We start from the raw sequence: 18896 nt of genomic DNA, 5'->3' as shown, positions 1-18896 counted from the left end.
AGAAAATATTCCCTCTTGTCTTTTGGCGTCTTTGCGCCTTTGCGTCTTTGCGTTCAACTCTTCCTCTCCATCCGACCGGCGCTTCAGACTACCTCGCGCCCTGTGGGGCAGGTGCGGCGAGCGCTTTCAGACGGCCAGAACTCTCTCTCTATCTTCATGAAACAGGTCGCCTGGGCAGCGTGAAAATCCGCGACGTGACTCGCCTCGCCCAACCGCGGGTCCGGGTCGCCCAAACCTGGGTTGGGGCCGGGGGCCCTGCGCGGCGGGGCGCGTTGTGATCCGCATGGAAGCTCTCTATGCTCTGTCCATGCTATGGACACATCGATTGCTTGTAATTCCCGTCGTGAGCTGTCTCGGCTGTGAAACGAGCGGCCCCGAGGAAGGCGTCAGCGCCGGCGGCACGGATGTTCCGGACGTCTCGGGCGGCACTGGAGGCCGGGATGACGCCCGGGACCCGGACTTTGGCGGCGGGATCATCCCTTCGGAGGGAGAGTTCGATCCCATCCCGCTCGGTGGAAATCTTGCTGCGCTGCGCCGCTCCGCACGCCGATCGGGCACGCTGCCGCCACGATGGCCGACCGGGCGATGCAGAACAGCAGGGCGGCCTTCTTGATATCGCTCGCGCTGGCGGCCGTCGCCGCCTGCGGAGACGACGGCAGCGGAGAGGCGAGCGCCTCGACGACATCTTCCGCGAGCTCGGGCACAAGCGCGAGCGCCGGGACCGGCGGCGGCTCGACCGGCGAGGGCGGCGCAACGGACGGCAGCAGCGGCGTGACAGGTGGCGGCGGCGCTGGCGGCGTGGGCGGGTCGGCCGGCGGCGGCGGCGATGCAGTGGAACTCCTGGATCAGCTGCGCGCGCTCGATGTCGCCGAGGTCACGGAAGAGGCGTCCAAGATCCCCGGCTATCGGTTCTTCGTCATCGAGATTGAACAGCCTGTCGATCACGATGCCCCGGGCGGCGAGCGCTTCCGGCAGCGGCTCGCGCTGCACCACCGCGACTCGAGCGCGCCGCTCGTGCTCGCCGCGACCGGCTACTCGCTGTTTCTCCCCGACCAGTACATCGAAGAGCCCACCGCGCTCCTGAACGCAAACCAGATCTACGTCGAGCACCGGTTCTTCACGCCGTCACGCCCGGAGCCCGCGGATTGGACGAAGATGACGATCGAAGCGGCGGCCGCCGATCACCACCGCGTCGTCGAGGCGTTCCGCACGATCTACACCGGGAGATGGATCTCCACGGGGGCGAGCAAGGGGGGAATGACCTCCGTCTACCATCGTCGTTTCTACCCCGATGACGTCGACGGCACGGTGGCCTACGTGACTCCGCTCAGCCACGGCGTGGAGGATCCACGCTACATCGATTTCCTGAACCAGGTCGGCGAGGCCGACTGCCGCGAGCGCATCGCCGCGTTCCGGCGCGAGGTGCTGCTCCGGCGCCCGGCCATGCTCGAGCGCGCGGAGACGGAAGCGGACGCGCTGGGCTTGACCTACGACCTGTTCGGCGTGGAGGCGCAGCTCGAGAGCGCTGTGATCTGGCTCCCATCCTACTTCTGGCTCTACTCGCACGAGGCCACCTGCGGCCAGATCCCGGATGTGTCGGCGTCCGACGACGACCTGTGGCTGGCCCTCGGCCAGATCTCTCCCGTGAGCGCCGGCGCCGATGCTGCGTACCTCGCCTTCGAGCCGTACTACTGGCAATGCTATACAGAGCTCGGCGCCCCCCTGCCCGACACCGATGATATCGCTGACCTGCTCACGTTCGACTGGGGGTCGGTCGACCGCCTGCCGAGCATCCCCGTCGAGCCGGAGTTCTCGCCTGCCGCGATGGAGGACGTCGCGCGCTGGGTCGCCACCGAAGGCAGCGAGCTCCTGTTCATCTACGGCGAGAACGACCCGTGGTCTGCCGGGGCCCTCGAGCTCGGCGCGGCGGTGGACTCGTATCGTTATTTCGCGCCGGGCGCCAACCACGGCGCGCACATCGGCGGCCTCGCCCCGGCCGACAGGGAAGCCGCGGTGGCGACGCTCGCCCGGTGGGCGGGTGTGCCACCGTCGCTCGTGACGGCGCAGCCCTTGCGCGCAGGCCTCCCCCGCTCTCCGCGCCTGCTGCGCCCGCGATTCGCTCTCTGATCTCTTTGACCTCGGGTTAACCTCGACCGATGACCACCGCGGACCACGGGGAGCACATCCTGGCGATGCGGCCGAAGCGATGAGCCGGGACGCTCCCGGCGCGGCCTTGCCCGAGCGACTCTGCAAGGTCGAGGTGCAGGACGCCCGCCGCGACAAGCGTCTCCTCGGGTCCGTGGTCGTCGCATCGCTCGTCGGCACGTTCGCCGCTCCGTGGGGGCTGGCCGTGCTCGGGATGGAGAGTGCCTCGCTCTTCGCCGCGCTGATCGGCCTTGGCAGCTACTTCGTCAGCGCGCTGTCGTTCGCCGGCGCGGACCGCGGACCGGGCGAGCGCCGCCTCCGCGACGGCAGGGTGAAGATCGAGGGCGAGCAACTGCTGATCGCGGAGGGAGCGAAGGAGAGCCGTCTGCCGCTCGCGCGCCTCGCCGGCGGCTGGACGGAGCGGACGCCGAACGGCCACGCCGCGGTGCTGTCGTTCTCCGATGGGCGCGTCGCCGCCGTCGAGCAGGCCTCGGAGGAGGAGGCGATCGACCTCTTGTCGCGGGCCGGGGCGGGGGCGCAGGCGCGCGCGGTGCGGATGCGCACGTACCGCGAGGACTCCAGCGGTCGCAAGATCGCGGGCTGTCTCCTGGCCATCTTCGTCCTGATCCTCGCCCCGGGTGTGCTGGCGCTGCTGATCCTGCTGTTCATGGCCATCGCGGAGTGGTCAATCGCGCCCCTCGGTCCGATGACGGCAATGGGCGGGCTCGCGCCGCTCCTGGGCGTCGCGGCCTGGCTCTGGTCCAAGGTGACGCCGACCTGGGTGCATATCGGCACCGACGGGGTGATGGTCAAGGGCGCGTTCCGGCGGCGGTTCTTCCCGCACAGGGCGATCGTCCACGTCACTTTCACCCACGGGGGCGTTGGCGGCGCCTATCATTTCGTGAAGATCGGCCTGCGGGACGGCAGGTCGATCACCGTCCCGGCGGCCAGCCCCGCCGAGGCCGCGGCGCTGATCGCGCGTATCCAGGCCGCTCAGGCCGCCGTCGCGATGCAGGATCGGGCGCGGCTGCTGGAGGTCATCGCGCGCAATGGCCGGCCGCTCGCCGAGTGGAAGAGAGCGCTGGAGTCGCTGGTGGCCAGGGCAGGCTACCGGACGGCGGGGAACGACCTCGAAGAGGTGCTGCGCATCGTCGAGGACGGTTCTGCGCCGCCCGAGCAGCGCGTCGCCGCCGCGCTCGCGGCGCGCCCGCACGGGGGCGAAGCGGTGGAGAAGCGGATCCGCGTCGCCGCCGAGGCGAGCGCCGAGCCCAAGCTGAGGCTGGCGCTGGAGAGGGTGTCCGCGGGGGAGGACGAGGATGATTTGCTGGAGGAGATCGGCGCCGGCGGCGCCCGGAAAGCGGCGGGATGAGCGGTGCTATGAAGAAGAATTGAACGCAAAGGCGCAAAGGCGCAAAGACGCCAAGAGAAGAGAGAAAAGCTCGTGAAGGCGCCAGGAGGAGATTGCAACGCCGGCGCTCCAAGGGAGCGAAGGCAAAAATATTCCCTCTTGTCTTTTTGCGCCTTTGCGTCTTTGCGCCTTTGCGTTCAAATCTCCCTCCCCATCCGACCGGCGCTTCAGGCCACCTCGCGCTCCCCGGGTCAGGCGCGGCGAGCGCTTTCCTAGGGCCAGGGCCCTCTCTATATCTTCATGGAACAGTCCGCCTGGGCAGGGCGAACGTCCCTGCGATGCGCGAACGGCGGTTTCTGTGCGGCTATCCATGATAGGAGGGGGCGATGGCAGGATTGCTTCCGGAGTTCCGGAGGTTCATCGACTACGTGTCTCTTGTCGCCTGGAGGCGGGGGCTGCGCCGGGAGCTGCCGGGCGACAAGTTCCTCGCCGAGGTGGTGAGGACGGTCGACGGCGACACGCTCCGCGTGCGCGACGAGAACGGCGTGATCCATCCTGTCCGTATGCTCTCCATCGATACGCCGGAGACGCACTTCCTCGGTGCCTCGCAAGGTTACTGGGCCGAGCTGGCCGCCGAGCGGCTGTCCGAGCTGCTCCCTGACGGCGTCGAGGTCGAGATCCAGACGGACGAACAGCCGTTCGACGCCTACGGTCGCGTCCTCGGGTACGTCCTGTCGCGCGGTCGGCTCATCAACCGGCAGATGCTGGAGGAGGGCCTTGCGGCGACCTACATCGTCGCCCCGAACCTCCGGTATGCCCGGGAGCTCTCCGAGGCCGCGCGGCGGAGCTTCGCCGAGCGCCGCGGCATGTTCGGTGACGCCAGCGTCCTGCTCCCGTACGAGTTCCGGTGGAGGATGCGAGGCCACTCGAGCGCGAAGCTCGTCGGCAGCCTGTCCCGAGGCGAGGTGTACGATTTGACGGAGCGGGAGCGGGTCCCCGTCTGGGATCGGGTGTTCTTCTTCGAGGCGAAGGACGTCAGGGCGCCGTTCTTCCGCGTCAGGGCGGAGCGGGACGAACAGGGCGGCTGAACGGACCGCCGTGGGGCGCGCGCTCGCGCCGCGTGCGCGCGCCCCGGTCGCGCACGCGGCGCGACGCGAGCCATGATGCCACGGATCGTGGCAGTTTGCCTCGCGCCGCCCGCACATCGGCTGGACGGAGCACGCTCGTGAGCTCCGTGGGCGCGGTGACCCGCGATGGCGCGAGGCGTGCTCGTTCGCCGATCCGAGCGAGGAGGCACGATCTCCCGCGCAAATTGCCCCGCTCCGGGCCTGATCAGGAACGGAGCGCACAGCGGGCGCGCCCCTGGCACAGGAGTCGCCTGCGGGCGGAAGCGCCCATGGCCCCTCGGCTGTGTGCCCGGCGAGCTGTCCTTCGTGTGCAGCGGGCGGGAGCTCCGCGCGCCGGGAGGCGGGGCGCTCGGCCAGCCATTTCTGACGACGTATTCCTCGTGAAGGAGCCGCTCGTATGCCTGTGAAGAGAATGGATATCACGTGCGTGGTCGCGTGCACTGCCGCGCTCTCGCTCGGCCTCGTGAACTGCGCCTCGACGCCGGGGGCGGTACCTCTGGAGCCGGACAGCACGCGTGGCACGCCGCCGGGGACGCCCGAGGCGGTCGCGCCGACGGGCCCGAGGGCGCCCATGAACGCGTATCCGCCGCCCGGCCCCGCCACGCCGCGCACGAGCTACCTGCCGGTCGACGACAAGGAGCCGTTCGCCGCGCTGCTCGCCCGGATGAAGGCCGACAAACCCGCGGTGATGAAGCGCCACCAGACGCTGCTCGACGCGCGGTACGACCTCTCGAACCGCCCCGCGCCCGGGGTCACCATGTCGCGCGGAAAGCCCGTCCAGGGGGGCGTCCGTGTGAAGCTCGAGAAGGGGACGACGTGGGAATCGCTCGCCGCGCTCACGCCCGACGCCATCCGCGACCAGGGCCTCTGGCCGCAGGGCTTCCTGCCGCTGCCCCACCCGAACCAGCCGGAAGGCGGGATGCTCTTCCCGAAGCTCCAGATCGAGGAGCTGAAGCGCCAGACGGGGAGGGATCTCACGCGCTTCGATCTCGACTTCGATATCCCGGATCACCTGATCTCCGAGTTCCCGCCGCCGATCTACCTCACGACGCGGCCCGATCTCGGCGACGTCTCCAAGGGGCAGCTCGTCACCATCGACAACTTCTACGAGCTCTTCAACGGCATCCTGAACCCGAAGCAGCTCGAGGGGCTCCGCCTCCTCGTCACGCCGTTCCCGCAGATGCAGTTCAACGCGACCGCGGACCGGCGCTCGGAGAAAGCGAGCCTCGGCGTCGCCTGCTTCGATTGCCACGCGAACGGGCACACGAACAACGCGACCCACCTCGTGGGCGACATAAGGCCGCAGGAGTTCCGTCACCGGCTCGACACCCCCACGCTGCGCGGCGTGAACATCCAGCGCCTCTTCGGCTCGCAGCGCGCGCTCAAGACCGTCGAGGATTTCACCGAGTTCGAGCAGCGAGCGGCGTACTTCGACGGTGACATCGTCATCGCCGTGAAGAAGGGGATCAACATCCTGGACCGGGGGCACCAGGTGCACCCGATGGCCGAGTTCCAGGAGATCCTCGACTTTCCCCCGGCGCCGAAGCTCGCGTTGAACGGGCGCCTCGACCCCGCGAAGGCCACGCCGGAGGAGCTCCGCGGAGAGCAGATCTTCAACGGCAAGGGCCAGTGCGCGACGTGCCATGCCGCGCCGTACTACACCGATAACCTGATGCACAACCTGCGGGCGGAGCGCTTCTTCAAGCCCGTGCTCATCAACGGCCGGATGGCCACCGCGGACGGCCCCATCAAGACGTTCCCGCTGCGCGGCATCAAGGACAGCCCGCCCTACCTGCACGACGGGCGCCTGCTCACGCTGGAGGACACCGTGGAGTTCTTCAACCTCGTGCTCGGCACGAAGCTGACGGCGCAGGAGAAGGCCGATCTCACGGCGTTCCTGCGGGTCCTCTAGAAAGGCCGCGGCTATCGCCGCTCGCGGGGACCTTTTCCCGACGGCGCGCCGCAGGAGAGGCGCGCCGCGATGCCGTCGAGCACGCAGTCGAGACCCCTGTCGAACGCGGCATCGGCCGGCGGGTGGGTGGCGTCCTTGACCACCTTGGCGAGCGTCGGGAAGCGGCCGGTGGCGATCATCCGGCGGATGTACGCCTCCGACGCCCGCTGCCATTCGGTCTGATCCATGCCACTCGCGGCCTCGGCGCGCAGCTCGTTCGCCTCGCTGCGCATGGCGCCGATCACGTACGCGTTGACGGTCCCGACCGCCATCATGACGGCATCGATGTCCTCGAAGCCCGGAGCGCCGCTCAGCGCGGCGAGCGAGGCCTCGAGGTGCGCGAGGGCGTTCGGGCCCAGATGGGGACGGCCTCCCAGCAGATCGATGAACCACCCGTGCTCCCTGGCGGCCCGACGGGTGCGGTGGGCGATCGTCCGGAGGGCCTCGCGCCAGCCGCCGGGGATCGGCCCCGCGGACGCCATCTCCCCGTACACAGCGTCCACCATGAGCTCGAGCAGCTCCTCCTTGGTGTCCAGGTAGCCGTAGAGGCGCATCGGGCCGGCGTCGAGCGAAGCCCCGATCTTGCGCAGGGACACCGCGGCGAGGCCTTCCGCGTCGGCGAGCGCGATGGCCGCGCGCACGATCCGGTCTCTGCTCAGCGGCCCGGGAGCGGGACGGAGCGCCGGCTCCGGGCGGTCCCAGATGAGGGAGGCGCCGGTCGCGTGCGGTTTTTTCTGCCGTGCGGTCATCGCTCGTCTTGTTCGCATCGGCAGCCGGTTGACAACAAATCCGACGCGATACACTGTATCGTAGTAATGCACTGTATCAAAGGACGGTTCTCATGCACGTAGAATCGACGTCGGTGCTCGTGGTCGGGGGCAGCCTTGTCGGCCTGTCGGCCGCGGTGTTCCTGGCCTGGCGAGGTGTGCGCACGGTGCTTGTCGAACGGCACGCTGGCAGCTCGCCGCATCCACGCGCGATCGGCTACACGCCGAGGACGCTGGAGCTCTACCGCGCGGTCGGGCTTGGGCCGCACATCCCGCAGGTGCCGCCCGGCTTCCGGCTGCGCCGGGCTCGGGTCGAGAGCCTCGCGGGGAAGTGGTTCGAGGAGGTCCCGTGGACGCCCGGGGAGCAGGCGGCGCCGGCGATCGAGCGCTCGCCGTGCTCGGGCGCCGCGATCGCCCAGGATCGTCTCGAGCCCAGGCTTCGAGACAGGGCGGTCGAGCTCGGCGCCGACGTGAGGCTCGAGACCGAGCTGACCCGCTTCGAGCAGGACTCAGGCGGCGTGACCGCCTGGCTGCGCGAGCGCGACGGGCGAGAGGTCGCGCTGCGCGCTTCCTACCTGGTGGCGGCGGACGGCCACCGCAGCGCGATCCGCGAGGCGCTCGGGATCGGGCGCGCCGGGAGAGGGCACATCCGGACGGCGCGCAGCGTCCTCTTCCGGGCTCCGCTCGAGGAGTACCTTCGAACGGGGGTCACGCAGTTCGCGATCGAGCAGCCGGGCTTCAGCGCGTTCCTCACGACCTACGGCGATGGCCGCTGGGTGCTGATCTTCTGGGATGACGAGGAGCGCGACGCGGCGACGTTGAGAGCGCTGATCTCCAGGGCGATCGGCAGGCCGGACCTGGAGATCGAGATCGTCACCACCGGGCGCTGGGAGATCAGCGCCCTCGTCGCCGATCGATTCACGTCCGGCAGGGTGTTCCTCGCCGGGGACGCCGCCCACACGCTGCCGCCCAACCGGGGCGGTTACGGCGCGAACACCGGCATCGAGGACGCCCACAACCTCGCGTGGAAGCTCGCTGCGGTCCTCTCCGGCGCGTCGACGCCGGATCTGCTCGACACGTATGACGCCGAGCGGCGCCCGATCGCGTGGCTCCGGCACCACCAGATCTTCGCCCGTGAAGACTACAAGGCGCACGCGGGCGGGACCGCCGGAGGCGTGCCGATCATCGACGACGACGCCATGGAGCTCGGGCAGCTCTACCGATCGACGGCGGTGCTCGGCGCCGGCGACGGGCTGCCGCCGGCGTTGCGGCCCGAGCAATGGGCGGGTCAGCCCGGCACGCGCGCGCCGCACGCGTGGGTGGTGAGGGGCGGCGAGCGGCTGTCGACGCTCGATCTGCTCCAGCGACGCTGGGTGCTGCTCACCGAGGACGCGCGGTGGCGCCCCGCCGCAGCGCAGGTCGGCGAGCAGCTGGGCATCGAGCTCGAATGCATCCGCATCGGCGCGGATGTGCTGCCATCCGAGGAAGGAGCGTTCTGCAGGGCGTTTGGCCTCGGGACCGGGGGAGCGTCGCTGGTCCGCCCGGACGGCTACGTGGCGTGGCGCTCGCTCGATCTGCCGGAGGATCCGGCAGGCGCGCTCGCCGATGCCCTCGGGCGGGTGTCGTCCGCCGCGCGCCGCACCGGCGAGCCCGCCACCCTCACGCAGGTGGTCGCCTGAGCGCGTCCTTGGTCGGCCGGGAGGTCTTGGCGAACCGCCCGGCCCCCCGGCGGCTCACGGGAGCAACACGCTGACGGGCGTGCTGCTCGCGGCGCCGGGTATGGAGCCTCCATTGCCGAGCTGCCCCTCGGTGTCGGTGCCCCAGCACTTGGCTCCGCCGCCCGAGATGGCCGCGCACGTCGACACGTATCCTCCAGCCATCAGCGTCGGATTGCTGAGGCTCGAGACGGAGACCGGCGACGTCCTGCTGGTCGATGTGCCGTCCCCCAGCTGATAGTTACCGTTCAAGCCCCAGCAGGACGCGCCCCCGCCGGCGTGAACCACGCAGACATGGCTGTAACCGGCGCTGATCGACACAGCGTCGCTGATCCCGGTGACCGTGACCGGGGTGGTGTTGTAGACGGGCGACAACGAGCCTACCCCGAGCTGACCTGAGCCGTTGCTTCCCCAGCACTTCACCGTCGCGTCGGACAGAAGGGCGCAAGTGTGATTGCTACCGCGCGTCACGGCGGTCGCCGTCGAGATGCCTGACACGCTCACAGGCGTTTGCCTGAGCGTCTGGGTGCCGTCTCCGAGCTGACCGAGGTAGTTGTCTCCCCAGCACGAGACGGCTCCCGTGCTGTGGAGGGCACAGGTGGAATAGGCCTCAGCTGTGATGGCTACCGCGTCCGTGATACCGGAGACCGTCACCGGCGTGAGCTGGTCGGTCGCGGTGTTCGAATCCCCGATCTGCCCGTGCAGGTCCGATCCCCAGCACTTGATGGAGCCCCCGGAGAGCAATGCGCAGCTGTGTTCGAATCCCGTTGTCACGGCGACGACTCCAGACGAGAGGCCCGAGACCGCCGTCGGCGAGTAACGTCTTGTACGGGTCCCGTCGCCGAGCTTCCCGTAACCATTGCTCCCCCAGCAATAGACGGCCCCGCCGGCGACGGCGCAGGAGTGGTAGAAATTCACCGCTATATCGACGACGCTCGACAGCCCCGGGACCTGCACCGGGCTGCTCGAGCTCGTGGTCGTCCCATCACCGAGCTCGCCGCCGCCGTTGTAGCCCCAGCAATACGCCGTGCCGTCGGTCAGCGCAGAACAGGCATGCGTGCTGCCGACCGTGAGCGCCACGGCGACGCTCAGGGGCGCCTCGCTCGACGCGATCTCCTCGGAGAGCTCCGCACCTTGCTCTCCTCCACACGCCACCAGCACCACGGCGGCACACAGCAGGGACACCGAGCCTGACACCTTGTTCATATGAACCCCTCTTCGATTGATGAAGGAACGACAAGACGACGGCGCATGCCTATCACGGCGCAGAACGTAAGCTCAACAACATTTTTGATGTGCGTGGCGATTTCACACACAGCAGGAAAACGACGCGGTCGGAGCGGGTCGAGCAGGGGACGACCGAGCTTGCTGGCATCCACCGGCTCACCGTCAGCCTTTCATGCTGGGCGGCGGCCTACTCCTCGACGAGCGGGGTATCCAACTCCCTGCGATGTCGCTGACGATCGATGGACCAGGCGGGACCGGGCACGCAGACGGCCAACCGCTCACTTCACATAGAAGGCTCGTACCGGCGCAGCTACGCCCTTCAGCCGGAGCTCGCCAGCGGCTTCCAGCGGTACGGCGCCGTCCAGCAGCTTCGCCGTGCTCTCGCCGATGAGGATACCGCCCGGCTCACTCGCCGTCTCGAGCCGCGCGGCGATGTTCACGGCAGGTCCGATGACGGTGTAGTCCGAGCGCGCCAGCGACCCGAAATTCCCCACGACGGCGTCGCCCGTGTTGATGCCGGCGCGCGCGACGAGGCGAACACCGTCACCCACGCTCGGCAGCGTGGCCTGAAGCTCGCGCGCGAGCGCGACGCAGCGACGCGCCTGCTCGGCCGGGTCGAGGGCATCGGGGGCTCCAAACACGATCATGACGGCGTCACCGACGAACTTGTCGATCGTGGCTCCGTGCGCGTGCGCCACGTCGGCCGCCGTCGACAGGTACCGATTGAGCAGCCGCCCGACGGCCTCGGCGCCGAGCCTCTCCGACAGCGATGTGAACCCCACGAGGTCGGTGAACATCACGGTCACCACCCGCCGCTCGGGCTCGGCGTCCATCCGCAGCTCTCCGTGGGCGGCGCGCTCGACGAGCGACGGCGGCAGGTAGCGCCGGAGGACGGACTCCGTGAGGTAGCGATGGAGCTTGGCGGTCTGGTTCACTGCGTAGTTCGACGCAAAGAAAACCAGGAAGATGCCGGCAGCCATGTTGGCCATCACGGTCGCTGCCGCCGCCGGCTCAGCATAGAAGAGGTGTGGAGAAGATGAGCTGAACAATGGATGCGGCCGGATCACGCCGGTGAGCTCGAGGGTGCCCACGCCACAGTACAGACAGGAGCCGAGGACCGCAGCGAAGAGGCCGAACCGAAAGTCGAGGAAGATCCGGTACAGCGCGACGAACATGACGATGTACAGGGCCGACGGTGACACCAGCGTTCCGGTGGCATGCATGGCCAGCTGATTCGATGCGAGCTCGGCGGTCAGCGTGACATACGTCAGCGCGCGAGCGATGATCGAGGCGTCCCGCCCTCCGCCCCGCGTGACCGCCAACAAGGCCCCGTTCGTGACGATGGAGACCGCCAGCATGGCGAGCCAGGCGGCCACGACGAAGCGTGCGTGCACCGGGTGAGGCGCGCGCTCCGCGAATGTCGATAACGCCAGTCCCGCCGGCACCAGGATGGGTGCAGCGACGAGGAACTTCACGAAAGCGGCGGTCCGGATCCGCTGGCGCGTGGCGCGCTGCGCGCCCGTGTCCGTCAGGAATTCGCGAAAGAACACCCGCACGGACGCGCCGAGATGGCCGGCCCCGCCGTGCTCCTGCATCTCACCGACCGAGGCGCGCACCGGACGAGCGTACACATCGCGCACCGGCGCACGCAAGCGTGGTCGTCAGTCGGCCACTGCTGCGCCGTGCCCCGCGCGCGGGGACGGAACGCTCATGATGTCAGGCAATCGCCCCGCCGCGCGCCCCGAGCGGGTCGGCGGTCTCTCGATCGGGCTGGCGCCCGGATCACCTCAGGTAGTCGGAGATCGCGTCGTACCAGCGGCCCGCCATTCGGGCGTAGCCAGCCTTGTTGGGATGGACCCCGTCGCCGAGCTCGGACGTGGGGAAATCCTTGAACTGATCGACGAAGAGGACGTGCGCGCCCTTGCTGGCGCGCGCCTCGACCAGCGCGGGGATCTTGGCGTTGTACGTGCTCACGGCGTTCGCGCTGCCCGGCAAAGGAATGATGTTGCTCACGACGAGCAGCGCGTCGGGCGCCTCGGCGATCAGCTTGTCGATGAGCGCGCCCAGGCGGGTGTCGGCGCCGTTCGGCTCTCGATACATGTCATTGGTGCCGGCATGGAGCAGCACGATGTGCGGCATCTCCCGGAGCCCCGTCGGTATACGCTTGGCGATCTGCTCGATGGTCTCCCCGCTGATGCCCTCGTGATTGCGGGGGAACGGCTTGCCATCGACCATCGCGGGGCCGTTCATCTGCTGCGTGCCCGTGAACGTGACCTCGTGGCCGTCTTGCGTGGCAAGATGGAAGAGCTCGACCCGGTACCCGCCGTCGAAGCCGAGGCCGACGGTGATCGAGTCCCCGAGGGGCAGGATCTTGCAAGGGCCCGTCGCAGGGCAAGGCTGGAACCCTGTTTCGGGCGAGCCCCCGCTGCCGCTCGAGGTCTCCGCAGAGCTGCTGCTGCTGCTCGCGCCCCCAGCCCCTCCGGCGCTGCTCGAGCTGCTGGAAGAAGCGCCACCGCCCGAGCCGCTGGTCGCCGTCGTGCTGCTCGCTCCGCTCGTCGTCGAGGAGACTGCCGAGCCCTCACCCGCGCTCGTCGTCTGGGCGTCGCCGGAGGAAGAAGCACCTCCTCCGGTGCCGCCCGAGCCGTCGGACGACCCATCGGAAGCGCTGGAGCAGGCCATGGAACTGACCAAGAGAAGGCCCACGAGCGGAATCCCGCGGGCGAAGGTGCCGAATGCGCCAAGGCGGACGAGCAGCGAAGAGGTCGAGGTAGACATGTGAGCCCCGCTCCCGGTCAGCGACCGAAGAAAATTGTGTTGTAAGCAGAGGGGGCGGGCGCTCGGCGCAGTGCCACACCACCCGCACAGCCTCTGCGAGGAAGTGAAGGGAAGGGTACGTGGCGCTCGCAGAGAGGTCGTTCAAATTCCCGGCGAAGGTTTTCAGGATCCCGACGCGCGGGACCCGATCCACCCGGCGCCCGTGGGCAGAGATGTGTGTGCGCTCACATGCCCAGCGCACGAGGGGCTTGACCCCCCTGTTCCTCGACGCCGACGATGCTCCGGGGCGACTCGAGGCATGACCGCGGAGTATTCGGCAAAGTACGGCGCGGCGCTCACCGGCTCGGACTGGGTGGGGCTGCCCCTCCGCATCGGGTATGTGCCCGAGAGCGGCCGGCTCGAGGGGCTCGAGGCGCAGAGCGACGCGGTCCTTGTGTGGACGGGAGGCCCCTCGCAGATCGACATTCGCTTCGCGGAGCCGGCCTCGGGCGAGGTCCGGGAGCATTCCTTCGAGCGGCTCTCGGGAATGATGGACCTCTTGCCGCGGAGGACCAGGCTGTACAGCGTCGAGTGGCTGGGGCGGCCCTCCGTGTGCACGTCGGTGAACTTCCCCGAAGCATCCATGTTGGCGCTCTGTGCGTCTCCGTCCGCCGTGCTGGTCCCGGAGCGGGAGCCGCGGTTCGGTCTGGTCGACGCCCATGTCGTCGATCTGGTCCGTCGCCTGCAAGCGCAGGCCGAGGGGCAGGAGTACTTCGGGGCCGTCTACGTGCAGTCGCTCTGTCTGGCGCTGGCTTCCTACCTGTCGGCGCGGTACGGCGCGGGATCCGGGGCGGAGATCGCGCTGCGCAACGCGAGCCTCTCGAGGAGCCAGCGAACTCAGATCGAAAAGTTCGTGGACAGCGAGCTCTCCTCGAACTTCGGGCTCGTCGACCTGGCGGGGCTGGTGGGCTACTCGCCGGACCATTTCTCGCGCTTGTTCAAGAGCGCCTTCCACCAGACTCCCTACCAGTACGTCATCTCGCGCCGCATCGAGAAGGCGATGACCATGCTCCAGGACGAGCGGCTGTCCATCGCGGAGATCGCGCTGGAGTGCGGCTTTTCCAATCAGGGGCACCTCACGACGGCGTTCAAGCGCCGCACGGGGACGACGCCGGGCGCCTATCGAAAGAAGTGAGCGCCCGGCCGGGCTTCCTGGGCGCAGGCGATCCCCTCGCGCCGAGCAGCGCCTGGCGCTCGGGCGCGCGCCGGGGGGCCGCGCCGTCCGCGACCTGCATGAGCGGCCGCGCGCGGGTTCCGCGATCACTGGACCAGCGGGGCCGGCGGGCCCTCGGCTTCGTCCTGGGACCCATCGAGCATCTGGCCCGGATCGACCGGCGCCACCGGGCTTCGCAGGGCGAGCTGCCGCTGCAATAGCTGCTTGGTCCGCAGGACGCCCGACACCGAGCGGATGAGGCTCCGGTGATCCGCGCCGAAGTCGATCCGCGGCACCGAGAACGGCGCGTCCGCGGAGCTACGGAATCCGCTGGCGGTGGCGTAGTCGCCAGGCCAGTTGGTCACGGCGCCCAGGAAGCCGAGCCGGCGAAGCGTCGCGCACTCGCGAGGACCGAAGTCCGTCCCCACGTGCCCGCTCGGATAACAGAAGATGGGGACCGGGCGCCTGGCCTCGGCGCGCAGGCGCGCCCAGGACGCGTGGATCTCGTGCTTCGATTGCGGGTCGGTCGTCCTGGAGAGCACCGGATGGGTGACCGTGTGCGGACCGAACGTGATGCCGCGCGCCTCGCACGCGCGGACGTCATCCCACGACATGGGCGCGTAACGCGCGGGAGGGCGCGCCGGGAGATCGACCTCGGCCGCGGCGGCGAGCCGCTGGATGGCGCGGAGCTTCTCGGTCTCGGGCACGCGCTTGCACCGCTCCATGAAGCGCCGCGCGAGCTGCGCCCGCGGGACGCCGCCGTCCAGGCGGATGACGTGGTGGATGCCGCCCACCATCACGCTGAGCTCGCGGCGCCGCGTCGCCTCGAACACGTGCTCCACGCGGTGCCACCAGCACCACAGATGGCCGTCCAGATAGCCGCTCACCACGAAGATGGTGGCCGGGCAATCGAACTCCGCGAAGATCGGCGCCGCGACCGTCGCCTGGTCGATCGTGCCGTCATCCATCGTGAAGGCGACGGCCCGGTCGATGGGCGGCTCCTCGCCCGCGAGGCCCCGGAACACCCGCTCGAGCGACACGAGCGGATACCGCTCGCGCCGCAGGAACTGCAGCGCGCGCCGGAGGGCGCGCGGATCGAGGCCCTCGATCCCGCGATCCGGGTCGGCGAGCCGATGCATCACGATGATGGTCGAATGGCCGTGCATCATCGGTGTGAATGGCCGCGTCGCCCAGGGCGAGGCCAGGAGATCCGAGAGCCATCGCATTGCGTTCGACATGAGTCGTCCCCCCTCGAGAGCGTTTGAAAGCAGCAGCGTTCGGCGACGGCGGCGCTCCGCCGCGCGATCAGCTCGCGAGCGGCAGGCCCTCGGAGAGGGACGGCAGCGCGAACACGTTCGGCCCGCACCCGCGCCCTCGCCACCGGATCCGGCGCGAACCGCGATAGATTGATGCCGTTCACGACGACATGCAGCTTCGGCGGGTCGACCTCGCGCCGGCCGAGGACGACCGCCGCGGTCGGCTGCGACACCGCGACATGGGCATCGACGAACGCGGACGCGGCGCGGCGCAGCCAGCTCCGTGCTTGCATGTCCTGAGATACGCCGTGCTTCGTGTGGATGACGGGGACCCGGTGCAGCCATCCGGCGGGCGCCGCGTAGATGAGCGAAAGGTGGTTGTGCGCGTGGACGAGCGTGACGCCCTTCGCCGCGAACAGCGCGGCGAGGTGGGCGGTGAGCGTCGCGTCGAGCCCCGGGCATTTCGGCGCGAGGTGCACCTCGACCCCGCGCCGCCGGAGCTGCTCGGCGCACGGGCCGTCTGGATCCTCGGCGATCGCGACCGCCAGCACGTCATGACCCGCGGCGCGCTGGGACGCGGCGAGATCGACGACCACCTGCTCGGCGCCGCCGATCTGGAAGCTGCTCACCACGTGCGCGATGGCGAGCCGCCGGGAGGCCCGTGAATCCTTGAGAACACGAGCCTCGATACCGCAATCGGTCTGTGCCACCATACCCCTCTCCCCCCATCGAGTAGACTGTCGATCTCTCGACTCGGCCGCTCATCGAGCGCCAGGCATGCCTCGCTGTCCTCCCACCGCGCCGTGGCTCTCCGGTACGGAACACACCGTCCAGGGCATCGCAAGCGCGAAACCGGGACGGATGGGGCCTCGACCTGGCAGATCGACACGAGCGCTGCAACACGCCGCATGACCAGATTGCGGACGGCAGGGGCGCGACTCGCGTCCACTATACGGCGAATTCGCGAACTGACAAGCACATCGCACAACAAACGAGAAGACCGGAGCAATGGGCCGCAAAGCTCCATAAGGACATGGGCGGCGGCCCAGGAGCGGTGATCCGTCCCAGTCTTCGACTGGCCACGTCCCTCGCGGCTCTCGCCGGCCCAGGTGCTCGCCGAGAGCCCGCGTGGGCGGGCCGGTCGCTGGCCAACAAAGTCGTTTATTTTCGAGAGGTTACAAGAATCGTCGCCGGCCGCTCACGAAAGGTGAGCCGCGTCTGGCTCGTCCGAGCACTGTAGAGGGCGGGCCGGGGGTCGGTCTGGGATGGAGCGTGGTTGGCGGCCGTTCGCCCTGCGGCGGCGCCGGGGGCGACTTCGGATCATCGTCTCCTCACGGAGCATGGGATACCGCGATGGATATCGCCGGACGGAGGACACCTCGATGCGGATCGCAGACGGCGCAGCTGCGCGCGTCTGGGGGGCTGCGCCGAGCGCCACCCGCATCAACGGACGCGCGCGGGTGCTTCTCGGAGGTAGTCGAGCAGCCGGGCCTCGTCGCTGCCGATCATCCGATCGATGCCGTCCTCGCGGACATGGCGCTGGATCTGCAGCGCCCCCACGGTCGTCCGCACGAGGATGGCGACGCGCCGGAAGCGGCCCATCACGGGCGGCCGGATCCGCTGCATCGCCGCCTCGAACTGCGGGTCGTTCCGCCCCACCGCGGCGCGCAGATCGATGAGCAGACAAAGCCGGTGGCGGTCGACCCGGTCGAGCGCGCGGCTCACCTCCATCCACAGCTCCTCGAACTGCTCGACAGACTCGGACGGCAGCGGGCTCCGCGTGACCCGCGCGATCTGCGAAACCGGGTCGATCGTCACCGTGTGGTGCGCGTTGCGGAGGAGCTCGAGCATGGCCAACGACCATTCTAACAGACCCAGAGCAGCCGAGCGAGCGAGCGAGCTGAGCAGCACGGGTGGAGCTGCCGAGTTCACCCGCGTGGCCTGGTTGTCCCTTCGACGCCGCCGGAAGAGACGCCCTGGATACGCACTGGAAACCTGCCCGGCGAGCTCCACCGCATGAATCGCGCTGACGCGCGGTGGCAAATCCTGGGCAGGAGCGGCGAGGGATCGCTCGGCTGGCGGAATGGTCCAGAGGCTTAACTCTTCGCCGTGTGACGCGGGCGCGTTCAGCGCCGGCGCGCCGATCCGCTCACCGGATCGCGAGCGGGATGCCCGGTGATCCGGACGCGCCCCGGAGGGGCAGCGGGCTGTAGACGTAGAAGAACTCGTAGGGGCTCTTGTGGCCGTGGGGATGCTGCTGGAGCTCCGCGGCCAGATCCGCGGCCAGCTCCGAGAGCACCATCACCTCGTGCATGAAGATTCCGCTCTTCACCAGCAGGTGATGGTGCACCGGGAAGACCACCCCCGGCGCCACCGGAGGCTTCGGCGGGGTGACCTCGATGCCGAAGTTGTCCGACCCGACGCAGGCGATGCCCTTCGAGGAGAGCCACTTCGCGACCTCGATCCCGATCCCCGGCTGGGCCAGCCCCACGCCCGGCTGCGTGTAATACCCCTCGGTGCCGAGCTCCCAGTTCTCCTCCCAGCCCGTGAAGATCAGCACGACGTCGCCGACGCCGATGTCGCGCTCGTCCATCTTCTGCGCGCGCAGCGTCTTCTTCACCATGGCCAGCGTGATCTCCTGGCCGAACGCGAGCGTCTGCCCGCCGTTCGCGTAGCGCTTGACGTCGAGGAGCACGCCGCGCGTGACGAGCGGCTTCACGTGCTCGACGCCGAGGTGCGCGAGCCCGTCCTCCGTGAGGATCTCGGCGCCGGTGAACTGGTTGTAGAAGAGCGCGTCGGCGGGGTCCGTGCTCCCGGGCGGGATGTAGCCGAAATGGCCCAGCGCGTCGAACTCCGTCCCCATCTGGCCGAACTCCCCGTGCATCACCTCGGAGTTCGTGACCTGCTGCTGGATGACCGCGGTCGGCCCGGCCTCCAGGGAGAGCCCCTGGTTGCCCGGGAACGTCGGCATCCCGGGCTCGTAGACGTGACCCAGGCGATAGACCTTGCCCTCCTTGATGAGGCGTTTGCCCTCGAGGACCTTGTCCGGCGTCTGCGTGTTGGAGGCGCCCGCCTCGTCGTCAGGGCCCCACGGCGAGGGCCCGGGCATCGGATCGTAACTCTCCAGCATCGGCACGCCGCGGGCCAGCGCTGCCCCCGCGACCAGGCTGACGGCCATGGTCACCACGATCGCGCCACGCAACGGCATCACTCCAGGCTTCATAGGCAACCTCCTGGGTCACATCGCACGTTGTACCGACAGCGCCCCGCGCTCCGTCATGGGCGCGGGCGCATGTCATCCATAGAGTACACCGTCAGGGGCGCCAGGAACCTGCTCTCCCGATGTCATCGCGGGCTTCGCCAATGCGGTGAAGGCCTTGTGCGTATCCGCGT

The 18896-nt window shown here is 69.2% G+C and carries 16 protein-coding genes; 7 read left to right on the top strand and 9 right to left on the bottom strand.

Features of this window, described 5'->3' with window-relative positions:
- The first annotated feature begins 570 nt into the window (after nucleotides 1-570).
- The 4 genes from WMF45_RS38635 to WMF45_RS38620 all read left to right on the top strand — a co-directional run bounded on the left by WMF45_RS38635 (nucleotide 571) and on the right by WMF45_RS38620 (nucleotide 6532).
- Nucleotides 571-2127: a S28 family serine protease gene (locus WMF45_RS38635; protein ID WP_437710945.1), complete on the top strand. Its 1557-nt coding sequence runs from the start codon at nucleotides 571-573 to the stop codon at nucleotides 2125-2127.
- 79 nt (nucleotides 2128-2206) lie between these two features.
- Nucleotides 2207-3514, top strand: a complete 1308-nt coding sequence (locus tag WMF45_RS38630; RefSeq protein ID WP_437710944.1) for a PH domain-containing protein — start codon at nucleotides 2207-2209, stop codon at nucleotides 3512-3514.
- A 365-nt stretch (nucleotides 3515-3879) separates the two neighbouring features.
- A complete protein-coding gene (locus WMF45_RS38625) occupies nucleotides 3880-4581 on the top strand; it encodes a thermonuclease family protein (RefSeq protein WP_437710943.1) in 702 nt (233 codons plus the stop codon).
- A gap of 610 nt (nucleotides 4582-5191) precedes the next feature.
- Entirely contained in the window at nucleotides 5192-6532 is a 1341-nt protein-coding gene (locus tag WMF45_RS38620) for a cytochrome B6 (protein WP_437719622.1), read from the top strand.
- Nucleotides 6533-6543: 11 nt separating this feature from the next.
- Here WMF45_RS38620 and WMF45_RS38615 read toward each other — a convergent pair whose 3' ends face one another.
- Complete coding sequence (locus WMF45_RS38615; RefSeq protein WP_437710942.1) at nucleotides 6544-7320, bottom strand: TetR/AcrR family transcriptional regulator; 777 nt, start codon at nucleotides 7318-7320, stop codon at nucleotides 6544-6546.
- A gap of 92 nt (nucleotides 7321-7412) precedes the next feature.
- On the opposite strand from WMF45_RS38615, the gene WMF45_RS38610 reads away from it, so the two are divergent.
- A complete protein-coding gene (locus WMF45_RS38610) occupies nucleotides 7413-9017 on the top strand; it encodes an FAD-dependent monooxygenase (RefSeq protein ID WP_437710941.1) in 1605 nt (534 codons plus the stop codon).
- A gap of 54 nt (nucleotides 9018-9071) precedes the next feature.
- Here the strand turns inward: WMF45_RS38610 and WMF45_RS38605 are convergent, their stop codons facing one another.
- The 4 genes from WMF45_RS38605 to WMF45_RS38590 form a co-directional block, all read right to left on the bottom strand.
- A complete protein-coding gene (locus WMF45_RS38605; RefSeq protein WP_437710940.1) occupies nucleotides 9072-10259 on the bottom strand; it encodes an RCC1 domain-containing protein in 1188 nt (395 codons plus the stop codon).
- Nucleotides 10256-10432 carry a hypothetical protein gene (locus WMF45_RS38600; RefSeq protein ID WP_437710939.1) on the bottom strand — a complete coding sequence of 59 codons (177 nt, stop codon included), beginning with the start codon at nucleotides 10430-10432 and terminating at the stop codon, nucleotides 10256-10258. The genes WMF45_RS38605 and WMF45_RS38600 overlap by 4 nt, the downstream gene beginning before the upstream one ends.
- Before the next feature lie 126 nt (nucleotides 10433-10558).
- On the bottom strand, nucleotides 10559-11896 hold the full coding sequence (locus WMF45_RS38595; RefSeq protein ID WP_437710938.1) for an adenylate/guanylate cyclase domain-containing protein: 1338 nt from the start codon (nucleotides 11894-11896) through the stop codon (nucleotides 10559-10561).
- A 166-nt stretch (nucleotides 11897-12062) separates the two neighbouring features.
- Nucleotides 12063-12629 (bottom strand): SGNH/GDSL hydrolase family protein, encoded by a 567-nt coding sequence (locus WMF45_RS38590; protein WP_437719621.1) that lies wholly within the window; start codon nucleotides 12627-12629, stop codon nucleotides 12063-12065.
- On the opposite strand from WMF45_RS38590, the gene WMF45_RS38585 reads away from it, so the two are divergent.
- A complete protein-coding gene (locus WMF45_RS38585; RefSeq protein ID WP_437719687.1) occupies nucleotides 12571-13059 on the top strand; it encodes a hypothetical protein in 489 nt (162 codons plus the stop codon). The two genes, WMF45_RS38590 and WMF45_RS38585, sit on opposite strands and share 59 nt — an antisense overlap.
- A gap of 294 nt (nucleotides 13060-13353) precedes the next feature.
- Nucleotides 13354-14229 (top strand): helix-turn-helix domain-containing protein, encoded by an 876-nt coding sequence (locus WMF45_RS38580; RefSeq protein WP_437710937.1) that lies wholly within the window; start codon nucleotides 13354-13356, stop codon nucleotides 14227-14229.
- Between the two features lie 125 nt (nucleotides 14230-14354).
- On the opposite strand, the gene WMF45_RS38575 is transcribed toward WMF45_RS38580, so the two are convergent.
- The 4 genes from WMF45_RS38575 to WMF45_RS38560 all read right to left on the bottom strand — a co-directional run bounded on the left by WMF45_RS38575 (nucleotide 14355) and on the right by WMF45_RS38560 (nucleotide 18726).
- Nucleotides 14355-15485, bottom strand: coding sequence for a polysaccharide deacetylase family protein (locus WMF45_RS38575; protein ID WP_437710936.1), 1131 nt, complete (start codon nucleotides 15483-15485; stop codon nucleotides 14355-14357).
- Complete coding sequence (locus tag WMF45_RS38570) at nucleotides 15413-16216, bottom strand: glycosyltransferase (protein WP_437710935.1); 804 nt, start codon at nucleotides 16214-16216, stop codon at nucleotides 15413-15415. Before WMF45_RS38570 ends, WMF45_RS38575 begins: the two co-directional genes overlap by 73 nt.
- Before the next feature lie 730 nt (nucleotides 16217-16946).
- Nucleotides 16947-17354 (bottom strand): hypothetical protein, encoded by a 408-nt coding sequence (locus tag WMF45_RS38565; RefSeq protein ID WP_437710934.1) that lies wholly within the window; start codon nucleotides 17352-17354, stop codon nucleotides 16947-16949.
- Nucleotides 17355-17652: 298 nt separating this feature from the next.
- Entirely contained in the window at nucleotides 17653-18726 is a 1074-nt protein-coding gene (locus WMF45_RS38560; RefSeq protein WP_437710933.1) for a cyclase family protein, read from the bottom strand.
- Nucleotides 18727-18896 lie beyond the last annotated feature (170 nt).

Source organism: Sorangium sp. So ce448 (assembly GCF_051520915.1).
Taxonomy (GTDB): domain Bacteria; phylum Myxococcota_A; class Polyangia; order Polyangiales; family Polyangiaceae; genus Sorangium; species Sorangium cellulosum_B.
The sequence above is the reverse complement of the archived record's forward strand: the minus strand, read 5'-3'. Positions and strand labels throughout refer to the sequence as shown.